General features: G+C 62.4%; 16 protein-coding genes and 1 tRNA gene. 9 read left to right on the top strand and 8 right to left on the bottom strand.

What is annotated here, in order from left to right; translation table 11 throughout:
• Positions 1-51: 51 nt before the first annotated feature.
• The 4 genes from GGR30_RS21040 to GGR30_RS21055 form a co-directional block, all read right to left on the bottom strand.
• Complete coding sequence (locus tag GGR30_RS21040; RefSeq protein WP_183490846.1) at positions 52-624, bottom strand: cob(I)yrinic acid a,c-diamide adenosyltransferase; 573 nt, start codon at positions 622-624, stop codon at positions 52-54.
• 10 nt (positions 625-634) lie between these two features.
• Positions 635-832 (bottom strand): twin transmembrane helix small protein, encoded by a 198-nt coding sequence (locus tag GGR30_RS21045; protein WP_183490848.1) that lies wholly within the window; start codon positions 830-832, stop codon positions 635-637.
• Positions 833-934: 102 nt separating this feature from the next.
• Complete coding sequence (locus tag GGR30_RS21050; protein ID WP_183490850.1) at positions 935-1,444, bottom strand: O-acetyl-ADP-ribose deacetylase; 510 nt, start codon at positions 1,442-1,444, stop codon at positions 935-937.
• Positions 1,445-1,458: 14 nt separating this feature from the next.
• On the bottom strand, positions 1,459-2,292 hold the full coding sequence (locus GGR30_RS21055; protein WP_183490852.1) for an SDR family oxidoreductase: 834 nt from the start codon (positions 2,290-2,292) through the stop codon (positions 1,459-1,461).
• A gap of 92 nt (positions 2,293-2,384) precedes the next feature.
• Here GGR30_RS21055 and GGR30_RS21060 point away from each other — a divergent pair, with 92 nt between their 5' ends.
• Positions 2,385-3,299, top strand: a complete 915-nt coding sequence (locus GGR30_RS21060) for a YihY/virulence factor BrkB family protein (RefSeq protein WP_183490854.1) — start codon at positions 2,385-2,387, stop codon at positions 3,297-3,299.
• On the opposite strand, the gene gluQRS is transcribed toward GGR30_RS21060, so the two are convergent.
• Positions 3,264-4,142 (bottom strand): tRNA glutamyl-Q(34) synthetase GluQRS, encoded by an 879-nt coding sequence (gene gluQRS / locus GGR30_RS21065; RefSeq protein ID WP_246414087.1) that lies wholly within the window; start codon positions 4,140-4,142, stop codon positions 3,264-3,266. The two genes, GGR30_RS21060 and gluQRS, sit on opposite strands and share 36 nt — an antisense overlap.
• Before the next feature lie 46 nt (positions 4,143-4,188).
• On the opposite strand from gluQRS, the gene GGR30_RS21070 reads away from it, so the two are divergent.
• The 7 genes from GGR30_RS21070 (at position 4,189) to GGR30_RS21100 (ending at position 10,664) form a co-directional block, all read left to right on the top strand.
• Positions 4,189-4,833: a DNA-3-methyladenine glycosylase family protein gene (locus GGR30_RS21070; RefSeq protein WP_183490858.1), complete on the top strand. Its 645-nt coding sequence runs from the start codon at positions 4,189-4,191 to the stop codon at positions 4,831-4,833.
• 116 nt (positions 4,834-4,949) lie between these two features.
• On the top strand, positions 4,950-5,507 hold the full coding sequence (locus GGR30_RS21075; RefSeq protein ID WP_183490861.1) for an HNH endonuclease: 558 nt from the start codon (positions 4,950-4,952) through the stop codon (positions 5,505-5,507).
• 276 nt (positions 5,508-5,783) lie between these two features.
• The gene (locus GGR30_RS21080; RefSeq protein ID WP_183490863.1) at positions 5,784-6,731 is read left to right on the top strand and encodes a helix-turn-helix domain-containing protein; all 948 of its coding nucleotides are present in this window, start codon (positions 5,784-5,786) and stop codon (positions 6,729-6,731) included.
• 227 nt (positions 6,732-6,958) lie between these two features.
• Entirely contained in the window at positions 6,959-7,504 is a 546-nt protein-coding gene (locus GGR30_RS21085) for a 2,4'-dihydroxyacetophenone dioxygenase family protein (RefSeq protein WP_183490864.1), read from the top strand.
• Between the two features lie 92 nt (positions 7,505-7,596).
• A complete protein-coding gene (locus GGR30_RS21090) occupies positions 7,597-8,181 on the top strand; it encodes a TRAP transporter small permease (protein WP_183490866.1) in 585 nt (194 codons plus the stop codon).
• Positions 8,181-9,482, top strand: a complete 1,302-nt coding sequence (locus GGR30_RS21095) for a TRAP transporter large permease (RefSeq protein WP_183490868.1) — start codon at positions 8,181-8,183, stop codon at positions 9,480-9,482. Before GGR30_RS21090 ends, GGR30_RS21095 begins: the two co-directional genes overlap by 1 nt.
• 66 nt (positions 9,483-9,548) lie before the next feature.
• Positions 9,549-10,664 (top strand): C4-dicarboxylate TRAP transporter substrate-binding protein, encoded by a 1,116-nt coding sequence (locus GGR30_RS21100; protein WP_183490870.1) that lies wholly within the window; start codon positions 9,549-9,551, stop codon positions 10,662-10,664.
• Between the two features lie 316 nt (positions 10,665-10,980).
• On the opposite strand, the gene GGR30_RS21105 is transcribed toward GGR30_RS21100, so the two are convergent.
• The 3 genes from GGR30_RS21105 to GGR30_RS21115 all read right to left on the bottom strand — a co-directional run bounded on the left by GGR30_RS21105 (position 10,981) and on the right by GGR30_RS21115 (position 13,138).
• Complete coding sequence (locus GGR30_RS21105) at positions 10,981-11,925, bottom strand: cation diffusion facilitator family transporter (protein WP_183490872.1); 945 nt, start codon at positions 11,923-11,925, stop codon at positions 10,981-10,983.
• Positions 11,926-12,028: 103 nt separating this feature from the next.
• Positions 12,029-12,547, bottom strand: a complete 519-nt coding sequence (locus GGR30_RS21110; RefSeq protein ID WP_183490874.1) for a disulfide bond formation protein B — start codon at positions 12,545-12,547, stop codon at positions 12,029-12,031.
• Between the two features lie 9 nt (positions 12,548-12,556).
• A complete protein-coding gene (locus GGR30_RS21115; protein WP_183490876.1) occupies positions 12,557-13,138 on the bottom strand; it encodes a YqaA family protein in 582 nt (193 codons plus the stop codon).
• A gap of 185 nt (positions 13,139-13,323) precedes the next feature.
• Between GGR30_RS21115 and GGR30_RS21120 the strand changes: the two genes are divergently transcribed.
• A tRNA-Leu gene (locus tag GGR30_RS21120) sits at positions 13,324-13,408 on the top strand.
• Positions 13,409-13,451 lie beyond the last annotated feature (43 nt).

Consider the following 13,451-nt stretch of genomic DNA (forward strand, 5'->3'; position numbering starts at 1 on the left):
TGCCTGCTTTGACAAAGAATCATTGCCCAATCCCGGGCATTTTTCAGCAATTCAGCGGTTTTTCCCGGGCTCCCACAAGATGTCCGCGCCGCCGTCGTCATTGGCATGGCGGGCGGCAACGAAGAGGTAATCGGACAGCCGGTTGATATAGGAAAGGGCAGGGGCGCCAACCGCCTCCCGCTCGCCCAGCGCGACCATGGCGCGTTCGGCCCTGCGGCAGATGGTGCGGGCCATATGCAGGCCGCTTGCAAGCCGGCTGCCGCCTGGCAGCACGAATGAGGTGAGCGGCGCAAGGTGCGCGTTCAGCCGGTCAATCTCGCCTTCGAGCCAGGCCACCTGAGCCTCGACGATCCTGAGCGGTTCGTAGGGAAGCGTTTCGCCGGTCTCGGGGGTGGCCAGATCGGCGCCGAGATCGAAGAGGTCGTTCTGGATCCGCTTCAGCGCCTCGGCCAGCGGGCTACCGTCTTCCGCATCGAGCCGCACAAGGCCGAGTGCCGCATTGGTTTCGTCCACATCGCCGATGGCGGCAAGCCGCGTGTCCGACTTCCTGCGGCGCGGACCGCTTGCAAGCCCCGTCGTGCCGCCGTCGCCGGTACGGGTATAGATCTTGTTGAGTTTGACCATGTCTTGAAAATCAGTGTCCGGACTGGATGAGCCAGAGGGTGAACATGATGAGGACGATGGCGATCGCCTGGAAGGCGATGCGGCCCTGCATCATCTTGTTGGAAAACTCGCCGCTTCCGCCCTTCATCATGTTGATGAGGCCGCGCACGAGGAAGAACACGACCAGCATCATCACAATGATTGTCACGAATATGAAAAAGCTGGACATGGTTCTCCTCCATTGTTCCCTGCCTGGCGGGGAGGGCGCATCAGACGACAAATTCACCGTGCATGCAAGGGCCTGACAATCGGCAAACTGCGTTCAAACGGTTCAAAGGCCGGCAACGGCCTTCTTCAGATGAGCTTCGGTGCCCTGATCGAAAGCGACCAGATAAACCACCTCGATGACGGCATGTTCGGCGACCATTTCGGCGATCGTGCTCGCGGCGATCGTGGCCGCTCTATCTGCCGGAAAGCCGTAAATGCCGGTCGAGATCGCCGGAATTGCGATCGTACGACAGGCGTTCTCGGCGGCAAGCCGCAGCGCGTTTCGGTAGCAGCTTTCAAGCAATGCGGCCTCACCGTTCGTTCCGCCGCGCCAGACGGGGCCGACCGTGTGGATGACATGGCGGGCGGGCAGGTCGTGGCCGCCAGTGATGCGCGCCTCGCCCGTCGGACAGCCGCCAAGGCTGCGGCATTCGGCGAGAAGACCGGGGCCGGCCGCGCGGTGAATGGCGCCATCAACCCCGCCGCCGCCCAGAAGCGTGCTGTTGGCGGCATTGACGATGGCGTCGACCTCAAGCGCCGTGATGTCGGCCCGTATGACGGAAATGGCGTCCATTGCGTCGGCCTCTCTCAACTCATGCGGCCCATCAGGCGATAGAACCAGTCGGCCGGCATGACCCGTTTCAGGAACGCGCCCTGTTTGGCCGGCGTGGTCACAAGATAATGCGGCTTCGGCCGTCTCGCCGTCAGCGCCTTCTTCAAAACGGCATGCACCGCGTCCGGTTCCAGCTTGTGCCGGTTGGGCGGGCCGGAACCGTCGAGCCGGGCCAGCTGCTTGCGATAGTCCTCGGTATGGACCGAGCCCTCGATGTCGATGCTGGCCCTGATGTGCTTCAGCGCGTTGGCGGTGAATTGCGAGGCGATCGGCCCCGGCTCGATCAGGCTGACGAAGATGCCGCTGCCCTCAAGCTCCATGCGCAAGGTGAGCGAGAGGGCTTCGAGCGCGTATTTGGAGGCGGAATAGGGTCCGCGATAACGATAGGGCAGGAGGCCGAGGATGGAGGAGCATTGCACGATGCGGCCATGTCCTTGCCTGCGCATCACCGGCACGATCCGGCGCGTAAGCTCGTGCCAGCCGAAGACATTTGCCTCGAACTGGGCGCGCAGCACATCGGTCGCTACATCCTCCACCGCGCCGGTCTGGCCGTAGGCCCCGTTGTTGAACAGCGCGTCGAGCCTGCCGCCGGTGCGTTCCAGCACGGTTTCGACAAGGGCGGCAATCGAGGCTTCGTCTGTGTAATCGAGATAGAGCGCCTCCAGACCATCGGCCTCAAGCGCCGCCAGATCCTCTGCGCGTCGTGCGGTGGCGAAGACGCGCCAGCCGTCTTTCGCCAGTGCGCGGGCGCAATAGGCGCCGATGCCGCTGGAGCAGCCGGTGACGATTATCGTGGATTTTTCAGCCAATTGACACTCTCCGGTACATGAAGCCGTTGATCATCCTATATAAGGAAGCCAAGAGCGCCACAAATGCAGATGAACCGCCATTGGGAGCCAGAATGAAGACAGCGATCCGGATGACGTGGAAGGTTGCCTATGATGCGCTCTACCACTTCAGCGAGGATGACGGGTGGGCGATGGCAAGCCATGTGGCGCTGTCAACGCTGCTGGCGCTGTTCCCCTTCCTGATTTTCGGAACAACGCTTGCCGGTTTTCTCGGGGCGGACGAATTCGCCAATGTGGCGATCAATTTCATTGTCGGCGCCTGGCCGGAGGCGATCGCAGAGCCGGTGTCAAACCAGATCCGCGAGGTGCTGACCGTGCCGCGCGGCGGGCTTCTGACGGTCTCGGTCCTTGCGGCGGCCTATTTTGCCTCGAACGGCGTCGAGGCGGTCCGCCTGTCGCTCAACCGCGCCTATCGCGTGGAGGAGACGCGCAGTTGGTGGTGGCTTCGCATCCGGAGCCTCGGCTTCGTGTTTCTGGCGTCGATCATCTTCGCCTTCTTGAGCATCATGTTCGTGGTGGTGCCGATCGCGCTGCATTTCGCCGAGCGCTGGTTCCCCTGGCTCGAGGACGCGCTCAACCTTCTTTCCAACGCCCGTCTTCTCGGCACATTCCTGCTCTTGATGTTCGGCCTGGTGATCGCGCATCTCTTCCTGGCGGCGGGGCGCCGGCGGCTTGTCGATGTGCTCCCGGGCGTCATCCTGACGCTGGTCGTCTGGTCGGTCTTCGCGTCCGGCTTCGCCTATTATCTCGGCACCTTCGCTCAGTACAGCGCCACCTATGCTGGCCTCGCGACGCCGATGATCCTGCTGGTTTTCCTCTATTCGATCGGCGTGATCCTGCTTCTGGGCGCGGAGGTGAATGCGGCGCTCTTGAAATACAAGGTCATCAAGCATGCGCCCTGGAGCCGCCATCACGCCCGCAAGGCAAAGCACTCAGAAACCGCACATGACCCGGATATCAGCGGGTGAGACGCCGTTTGCGCGCAGTTCGCAAAGCGCGGTGTCGCCGTTCGATTTCGAAAGCTTGCGCCCGTCCTCATCGAGCATCAGCCGGTGATGGTGGTAGATCGGGGCAGGCAGGCCGAGAAGCGCCTGCAGCAACCGGTGGACGGCGGTGGCGTGATAGAGGTCCATGCCGCGAACCACATGCGTGACGCCCTGTGCGGCATCATCGGTGACGACGGAAAGGTGATAGCTCGACGGCGCATCCGAGCGCGACAGCACGATATCGCCCCAGGCAGAAGGTTCGGCCGGAACTTCGACAATGCCGTCCGCCGTTTCCTCCATCCAGAAAAGCGGCGCTTCGAGCGCGTTGACGGCGGCTTCCATGTCGAGCCGGAACGCATGGCGCATGCCCGAGGCCAGGCGCTCCTGCCGCTCTTGCAAGGAACGCCCGCGATCGCGGTCGGGATAAAGCGGCGCGCCATCGGGATCGCGCGGCCAGACCGTTCCGGAAGCCTCGCTCTCGCCCACCAGCCGTTTCACCTCGCCGCGGGTCATGAAGGCCGGATAGGCGAGGTTGCGGTCCATCAGCACTTGCAGCATGTTCTGATAATCGGCGAAATGCTCGGACTGACGGAAGACAGGCCCGTCAAAGCCGATGCCGAGCCAGCGAAGGTCCTCGATCACGCCCCTTTCGAGGTCCGGCGTGCAGCGGGCGCGGTCGATATCCTCGATCCTCAGCAGAAGCCTGCCGCCTGCCGCTTTCGCGCGCCGCTCGTTCTCGAGAGCGGAAAGCGCGTGGCCCAGGTGCAGGCGGCCGTTCGGGCTCGGCGCGAAGCGGAAAACGGGTCGATCGTGGTTCTGGTTCATGCGATGAGGCATCCGCTTACACTGTTCGCCGGGAGGGACAAGACCGATGCAGCGCATCAGCAACAGAGCCGATCTTGATCGCGCCGTGGTCCGGTTATGCGAAAGCGCGCCGGCAATGGCAAGCATTGCGGCGCAAAGCGGCGAAATCCCGCTCAGGCTGCGGCCCGGCGGTTTCGAGGGGCTTGCGGAGGTGATCACCGGCCAGCTGATTTCCAAACAGGCGGCGGCCTCCATCTTCGCCCGCATCAAGGCGGCCTGTGATCCGCTGACGCCGGAAGCCTTTCTGGCGCTCTCACCTGAAACCCGCGCGGGTCTCGGCCTCACCCGCGCCAAGCAGGCAAGCCTCGAGGCGATTGCGCTGGCCATCCTTGACGGCCGTCTCGACCTTGCGCGCGTCGCCGAAATGCCGAGCGGGGAGGCGATTGCCGCGCTCACGGTTCATCGCGGAATCGGGCCGTGGACGGCGGAGGTCTATCTGATGTTCTCTGCCGGTCACATCGACATCTTTCCGGCCGGCGATCTGGCGCTGCGCGCCGCTGCCGCGCAGGCCTTCTCGCTTGGCCGCCGGCCCGACATCGATGCGCTGAGGACGCTTGCCGAGGACTGGCGACCCTGCCGCGCCGTGGCGGCCCGCATCCTCTGGGCCTATTACGCGCGTGTCATGAAAAAAGACGTTCTTCCGGTGGGATAAAGAATTGCCTGTCATTTACCCACTGCATTCGAGCCCTCGATTTATCAGGCTTCACAATGCTGTAACAACAAGCCTAATATACAGGAGAAAGATGCCGAATCGATCAGGAGAGCAACTTGACGATTGCAGTCTCGCCTCAGGCCTTGCCGGCGCTTGTTCTGAACGCCGACTACAGGCCCCTGAGCTATTACCCCTTGTCGCTGTGGTCCTGGCAGGACGCGATCAAGGCCGTCTTTCTTGACCGCGTGAACATCATTGCCGAATATGATCAGGCTGTGTCTTCGCCCAGCTTTTCCATGCGGCTGCCGAGCGTTGTCTGCCTGAAGACCTATATCAAACCTTCACGCAACCCGGCCTTTACCCGCTTCAACGTGTTCCTGCGCGACCGGTTTCAGTGCCAGTATTGCGGCACCCGCGACGAACTGACCTTCGATCATGTGATCCCGCGCTGCCGCGGCGGACAGACCACCTGGGAAAACGTGGTCGCCGCCTGTTCGCCCTGCAATCTGAAGAAGGGCTCTCGCCTGCCCAAGCAGGCCGGCATGATCCCCCACCAGAAGCCTTTACAGCCAACGGTCCAGGACCTGCACAACAACGGCCGCCTGTTCCCGCCGAACTATCTGCACGAGAGCTGGCTCGACTATCTCTACTGGGACAGCGAACTCGAACCGTAGGGCGGTTTTCTACAAAAACTGTTCAAGACAGGCAGGACGTTAACACCATCAGGTCACGCCTACTGGTAGCCGAAATGAAGGCGAGCGCGAGGGCGGACGGCGGCCGCATGCCCTTGGCTTTGCTGTGCAGGTTCAAAGTTTTTTCTCTATTTCATACGCTTGGTCTGCAATCGGGCAATTCGCGCCGGGCCCCAGATTCTGGTTGTCTCGGGAAACGAATCTCGTGCTAAGGTATGCGTCATGCTCACGCTAGGCTGGGGAGGGCCTTGTGACATCATGCCGAGGATCGCACGTTTCAATTCGCAACTGGTGGCGCCGCAACGTCGGCTGACGTATTGGAACGACGTCTGCACGGCCGCGCTGGACGGCACCATGGTGGATAGCCCCGTCGACGGATTCCGCGCCGAAATGTGGCAGCTTACATTGGGAGACCTGAAACTGCTGCGGCCAAGATCGGACACCTCGGTCGTGCAGCGGCCGGCCGGAACGGGCGACGTGCTGCTCATGCATCTACAGATCAAGGGCAGTTCGCACTTCAGGACGCGGGCCCGGAACCGCCGGAACGAGGCGGTGCTGAAGGCCGGCGACTTCGTCCTGTCGACCGCCGAGCATGGCTACCGGTTCGACCTCAGTTCGAACCATGAACTGATCGTGGCCGAGTTGCCGCAGGCTCTCATCGCGCCCCATCTTCCGGGGCTGGAGGACCGCTATTGCCGCACCTATACCAGCGGCACGCCCGGCGGGCGCATGTTCCGCGAGTTCCTGCTGTCGCTCTGGCGTCAGCCCGAGGATGAAGGCGCAGCCTGCGACGGCGCGTATGCACACGGCATCTCCTCGGCCTTCTCCACGCTTTGCGCGCTGGCGGTTGCCGGGGCCGAAGCCGCGCCGGAGGCGATGGACGGGCTGTTGTCGCTGCGCATGCGCTGCGACAGCTATATCGACGCCCATCTCGACGATCCCGAATTGGGCACGGCGGCGCTGGCGGCTGAGTTCGATGTATCGCCGCGGACGATCCAGGGCCTTTTTGCAGCCATCGGCACCACGCCCACAGTATATATCCAACAACGCCGCCTGCAGCGCGCCGCCGACTGCCTGCGCGCCGACCTCTCCCGCGCGATCACCGACATTGCCTTCGACTTCGGCTTTAACGACAGCGCCTATTTCACCCGGCTGTTCCGGCGCCGGTTCGGCTGTTCGCCAACCGAATGGCGCACAGACAACTGACACGCGCCCGCCGCGTTTTTCGTTTCTGTCCCGGTTGCATGCGCTCCAGTACAAGCGGACGGCTTCGCCCTCTCTTAATGTTCGGTAACCGGGCCCTTGTGGCCCGGATCGCAACCAAGCGTTTTCTGAGGGAGGAGGAACGCAATGGCAGCCGAGCATGACCCGGCCGGAGACCCGGTCGCGCATGGTGCCTCGTCCTCTGCCCGAGGGGATAGGAGGAGAAAGCCATGCTGAACAAGAAGATTTCAAGCGACGCGCCGCCGTCGACCGCCTTCCGCATCGTCGACGTGCCGGACCCATACAAGGATCTGTCGGCCCGAAGAGGCACAGAGGGCACCTTTGTCGGCTACAATGACGAGGAGAGCCCCTGGGTCCCCTTCGGCGAGAACGCCGCGATCCGGCACCTCGCGTTCGATGTGCGCAACAACATCTATTCCAACATCCTGTGGATCAAGAAGCCGGGCGTCATCGGCACTCACTACCACCGCGGCAAGATCATCATGCTCGTACTCGAAGGCAGCGTGCGTTACCTCGAATATGACTGGCTCGCAACGCCGGGCGGCTTCATCCAGGAAGTTCCGGGCGAGGCGCATACCCTTGTGACCGAACATCCCGAGGGCACCAAGATCTTCGGCTGGATGCAGGGGGCGATCGACTTCTACGACGAGGATGCAACCTTCGCCTTCACTGCGGATGTCTGGTGGTTCATGAACCACTACGAGACCTATTGCCGCGAGAACAACCTGCCGATCAACGAGCAGCTCTACATCTGAGCCCGTTCACCGAAACGCCCGGCGAGCCCGGTTCCGGCCGCGCCGCCCCTGCGCGACGCGGCACGGGCGCACGATACCTGCGGAGACCCTGAATGAGACAAGTGCTAGGTCGGCTGACCGCGCGCGCGACGGACTGGGCCATGGCCGTGGCCGAACTCGGCATCGCGCTGATGATGTTCCACGTGGTGGCCGAGGTCATATCGCGTCGGCTTTTTCGGGTCAGCCTGGACTCAGTGCCCGAGATCGTCGCCTTTTACTACATGGCCTCGGTCGTCTTCCTCTCGCTGGCCTATGTCACCCGGGCCGACGCGCATGTGGCGGCCACGCTGTTCACCGACATGCTGCCCGAACGGGCGCAGCGCCTGCTCTCCGGCGTCGTCCTGCTGATCCTCGCCGGGGTGATGGCCGCCCTCTGCTGGCAACTGGGCGTCGAGGCGGTGCGGATGACGCAGGTCGGCGAATTTCACCAGGGTGCGACAATGAACCTGCCGAAATGGCCGACGCGCTGGTTTCCGCCGCTGGGCACAGGGCTGATGGCGCTGACGGCGCTCCTCATGGGCCTCGACAAGCTGACTGATCGTCAGACCGTGCCTTCGGCCTGGGAGAGAAATGTGCCGTCCGAAGAAAATCAGGAGCGACCAGCCAAGTCAGCCGATGCATCAGGGGAAACTGCCTAATGTCCAACCTCGTCATCGGGTTCGCCGGCTTTTTTGCCATCGTCACCCTCATCGGACTGCGGTTCCAGGTCGGCCTGGCGCTGATTATCGTAGCCTTCAGCGGGCTGGCTCTGGTCACCAATGTCGACATCGCGCTGTCGATGCTGCGCGTGCTGCCCTACGATTTCGTTGCCAACTGGGATCTTTCGGCCGTACCGATGTTCCTGCTGATGGGCGCGATCGCCCACCGCTCGGGCATGACGGCAAGCCTGTTCGAGGTCGCGCGACTTTGGTTTTCGCGGCTGCCCGGCGGGCTGGCCGTGGCCACCAATTTTGCCTGTGCGGGGTTTGCTTCGGCCTCGGGCTCATCGCTGGCGACAACCATGGCGATTGGCCGGATCACCATCCCCGAAATGCGCAAATATGGCTATGATCCGGGGTTGTCGGCCGGTATCGTCGCCTGCGGCGGCACGCTTGGCGTGCTGATCCCGCCATCGATCTTCCTGGTGATCTACGGCATCTTCGCCGAGGTCTCGATCGCCGCGCTCTTCATGGCCGGCGTGGTTCCGGGGCTGTTGACCGCGATCATCTACTTTGCCCAGATCGTGCTGCGCTGCTGGCTCAACCCTGCGCTTGCTCCGCCGGTTCCCGATCATCCGACCTGGTCGGAAAGACTTGGCGCGTTGCGCACCATCTGGCCACTGCCGCTGCTCATCCTTGCGGTGATCGGGGGAATTTATTCGGGCATCGCAACGCCGACGGAGGCCGGCGCGCTGGGCGCGTTTCTCGCGCTGTTGATTGCCATTGTGCAGCGCCGGATGAGCTTCATCAACTTCCGCCAGGCGGCGCGGGAAAGCATTCTCGCCACGGCATCGATATTCTTCGTCGCGATCGGCGCGGTGCTCTTGACCCGATTCATGGCGTTCAGCGGCGTGCCGGCCTTTCTTGCCGGGCTGGTGGCTGACTATTCGGTGAATGTCGTGACCATGATCCTGGTCACCATGGTGATCTACCTGGTCCTGGGCATGTTTCTCGACCCGCTGGGCATGATGCTGCTGACTTTGCCCGTCATGCTGCCGATGTTCGAGACGGCGGGCATGAACCTGGTCTGGTTCGGCATCCTGATGGTCAAGTTCATCGAGATCGGGCTGATCACGCCGCCTGTAGGGCTGAACGTCTATGCTGTGAAGATCCTGGCCCCCGACTACCGCCTGCAGGACATCTTCCGCGGCGCGCTTTGGTTCCTCCTCGCCGAGGCCTTCATCATCGCGCTGCTGATCGGGTTTCCGCAGATCACCCTGTTCCTGCCCGGCATCATGTGATGTTCGGCGGATCATAGCGGCCGTCCAGGGAGAGGACGGTCGAATCTTCAAAAGGAGGAGACGTGCATGAGCAAGAGACTGACCCTGGCGCTTGCCGCCGCTGCGATGATCGGAGGAGGCCCCGCCATCGCCACCGATTTCACCTATTCGTCCTGGACGCCGCCGGCGGCGCCGAACAACCGGCTGGGCACCGTGCCCATGTTCGAGCGGATCACCGAAGAACTCGCCGGAACCGAGGACGCGATCACCTTTCAGAATTTCATGGGCGGCCAGTTGTTCAACAATGCGACAACCCTGCCGGCAATCCGTGACGGCATCGTCGATGGCGGCGTGCTGGTGCCGGCCTATAATTCCGCCGAACTGAAGACGCATGTCACACTCGGCGAAACCCAGGCGCTGGTCAATGACGGCCTGTCGGGTGCCGCCGCCGCCACCGAGACGCTGCTCATGAACTGTCCCGGCTGTCTTTCGGAATACGCGGCCCAGAACGCCATCCCCATGGGCTCCTACGCTTCGACGCCCTACTACCTGATGTGCAATTTCGAGGTCACCGGGATTGATGCGCTGCGCGGCAAGCGCTCTGCCGAGGGGAACCCGATGTTCAACCGCTGGGCCCAGCGCATGGGCATGTCGCGCCAGTCGCTGTCGCCACCGGATTTCCAGCAGGCCCTGCAGCGCGGCACGGTCGACTGCGTCTTCGCCCCCAAGGACTGGCTGGTGGCCTACAGCCTCTCGGACGTGGTGGTTTCGATCGTGGATGACACCTCGCACGGCGCTTTCTCTGCGGTGGTGCTGATGGCCATGAACCAGGACACATGGGGAGCCTTGAGCGAACCCCAGCGCGAAGCCTTCCGTAAGGAGATGCCGAAGGCGATCATGGATGTGACCAACGGCTATTACGTCGACGAGGCGCGCGGAATGGCAGCGGCGGAGGAAGAAGGCATCATCCTGGTAAATCTCGGTGAGGAATATGCCCAGGCCTGGTCAGACTTCCAGCAGTCCGAGCGCGCGGAGATCATCCAGGCAGCCAATGCCCGCGGCGTGGAAAATGCCGAGGCCCTGGTTAACGATTTCACGGCCCTGCTTGCGGAATGGGAAGCCATTGCCGACGAGCTGGATCATGATCCCGAGGCCATCGCCGAGCGGATGTATGAGCGCATCTTCTCCAAGGCCTCGTTCTGAGGCCCTCCCCTCCCGGTCGTCGTGGCAACCGCCGAGAGGCATCCATGGCGACCGGGGTTATTGTCGGGCATCAGGCCGCAAAAAAGCATGAAAATTTGGATGGTGACCGGCGGCCGCACTCGACCGCCGCGAACCGTCGGAGCAGCCATACCCCGCACGGCGACGGGACGGCTAGATGAGAGCATTCAGAAAAAGTGGTTACCGGTTTTTCGTCCGGAAGCGATCCTAAGCGTGGTTGACCGCGGCTGGACAATCGTAACCATCTGGATGCCGAGGCCAGTCTCTGACGCGACTGCACCAACGATGCCCCCGCGGCTCAGACGATCTCCGACGGCCGGAGCCTGCATTTTTCGGCCGTTTCGGCCGTTTCGATCTGCAGCGTGGCGTGGCCGATCTCGAAATGCTCATGCAACTCGTCGGGGAGCGTGGAGAGCAGGGTTCGGTGATAACCCTCGGCACACACGATATGCGCCGTCAGCGCCGTTTCGGTGGTGCTGAGCGCCCAGATATGGAGGTCGTGAACCTCGTCGACGCCCTCGGCCCCTTCGAGAAGCTTGCGCACCTCGTCGATGTCGATGCCGGCGGGTACCGCATCCATGGCGAGCCGGGTGGAATCGCGCAGCAGGCCCCAGGTGCCGATCAGGATGACGATGCCGATGAGAAGGCTCACGGCCGGATCGATCCAGTCCCAGCCGGTGAAGCTGATGACGATGGCCGCGATGATGACGCCGACGGTCACGCCGGCATCGGCCGCCATGTGAAGATAGGCGCCGCGAATATTGATGTCCGATTTACTGCCTGAGGCAAACAGAAAGGCGGTGAAGCCATTGACCAGCACACCGGCAGCCGCGACCCAGATCACCGTGCCGGTCTCGATCGGTTCGGGCGTGAAGAACCGGCCGATCGCCTCCCAGCTGATGGCGCCGACGGCGACAATCAGGATGATGGCATTGGCGAGCGACGCCAGGATCGGCGCGCGCTTGAAGCCGTAGGTGCGGATGCCGCCCGGCGGTTTCGCCGCAAGCCAGATCGCGCCCCAGGCGATCACCAGGCCCAGAACGTCGGAAAGATTGTGTCCGGCATCGGCCAGAAGCGCCAGCGATCCGGTGATGACGCCGAAAACCGCCTCCAGCGCCACATAGATGATGTTGAGGGAAATGCCGATGGCAAAGGCGCGGCCGAAGCTCTTGGGCGCGTGGGAATGCCCGTGGCCGCCATGGCCATGTCCGCCATGGCTGTGATCGTGATGATGCCCCGACATGCTTCGCCTCCGCGTTTGATATGCAGAGGAATGTAGAAGCTATAGCGGGGTGAGGATCAAGAGGCCCGGGCGCGAAAAATGCGCCCGGTGTTCTGCCATGATCTTACTTTTTCGGCTTGCCGACGCCCCAGAGCGCGATAGCCGCGATGATGATGCTGACGACTACGTTCCAGCCGGCGAAGGAGAGGCCCAGCACGCGCAGCGCCGCCTCGTCGCATTTCGGACCGGTGACCCGGTTGAGGTCGGCCAGAAGCGAGCTGGCATCCGTCGTCATGCCGGAAAGGGAGCCGGAGCAATCCGTCGGGCCCGCCCACCAGTGCCATTCGACGCCGGAGTGGTAGATGCCCATGATCATGCCCCAGATCATCAGTCCGGCGATGACGAGGAGCGCCAGCCTGCCGACAAGGCGCGGCAGAAAGCCGAAACGGATGGCGAGCAGGCCGACAATGCCGACGGGCACGCCGATATAATAGGGTTTGCGCTCCAGAAGGCAGAGATGGCAGGGGATATAGCCGCCGATATGCTCGAAGCCGAGGGCCGAAAGCACCGAAACGGCCATGCCAAGCGTCACCAGAACGAGGCTGATGACGAGGCGATTGTCTGTAATGAAGCGGGGGAGCATGGGATGAACCTAGAAGACGTATTTGACGAGGTAGAATCCGCCGAACAGCAGAACGACGAAGACGGTGAAGAGAATGCCGAGATATTTCTCGATGAAATCGCGGATCGGCACACCGTAACGGTTGAGCAGAAAGGCGATCAGGAAGAAGCGGAACGAGCGGCCGATGACGCTGACCAGCAGAAATATGCCGAAATTGAGCCCCGTCGCGCCGGAGAAGATCGTCAGCACCTTGTAGGGGAAGGGGGTGATGGCGGCGAAGAGAACGCCCCAGCCGCCCCATGTGTTGTACCACTCGGCGATCTGCTCGAAGGAGTGTTCCTTGCCGTAGAAGGCGAGGATCGGCTGGCCGACGGCCTCGAACAGGAACATGCCGATCAGGTAGCCGCCGATCGCGCCGAGGATCGAGGCAAGCGTGCAGATGAGGGCAATACGCAGCCATTTGAGCGGCTTTGCGATCACCATCGGGATCATCAGCACATCCGGCGGAATGGGAAAGAACGAGCTCTCGGCGAACGACACCGCAAAAAGCGCGCGTTCGGCGTGGCGCGTCGCGGCAAGGGAGAGTGTCCAGTTGTAAAGGCGGCGCAACATGGGATGATCCGGAAATGATTGGCGACAGGGATTTAGAATATTGCCGGAGGATGGTAAATCCCGCGCCGCTTGTCCATTCTTCACTACGGCGTGATGCCGGCTTTTCGCATGATCGGGATCAAAATCCCGGTTGACGCAACGCCCGATCCCCGTATATTTCGCCCCAACCCGGTCTCGACCGGCGGGCCCCTTTGGCGGAACTGGTAGACGCGCCTGACTCAAAATCAGGTTCCGAAAGGAGTGCTGGTTCGATTCCGGCAAGGGGCACCAAATTTCTTACCGTTGCTCTTCATTAAGCTTTTGTTTTTCAACT

The sequence above is a fragment of the Martelella radicis genome (genome assembly GCF_014196625.1).
Classification (GTDB): Bacteria; Pseudomonadota; Alphaproteobacteria; order Rhizobiales; family Rhizobiaceae; genus Martelella; species Martelella radicis.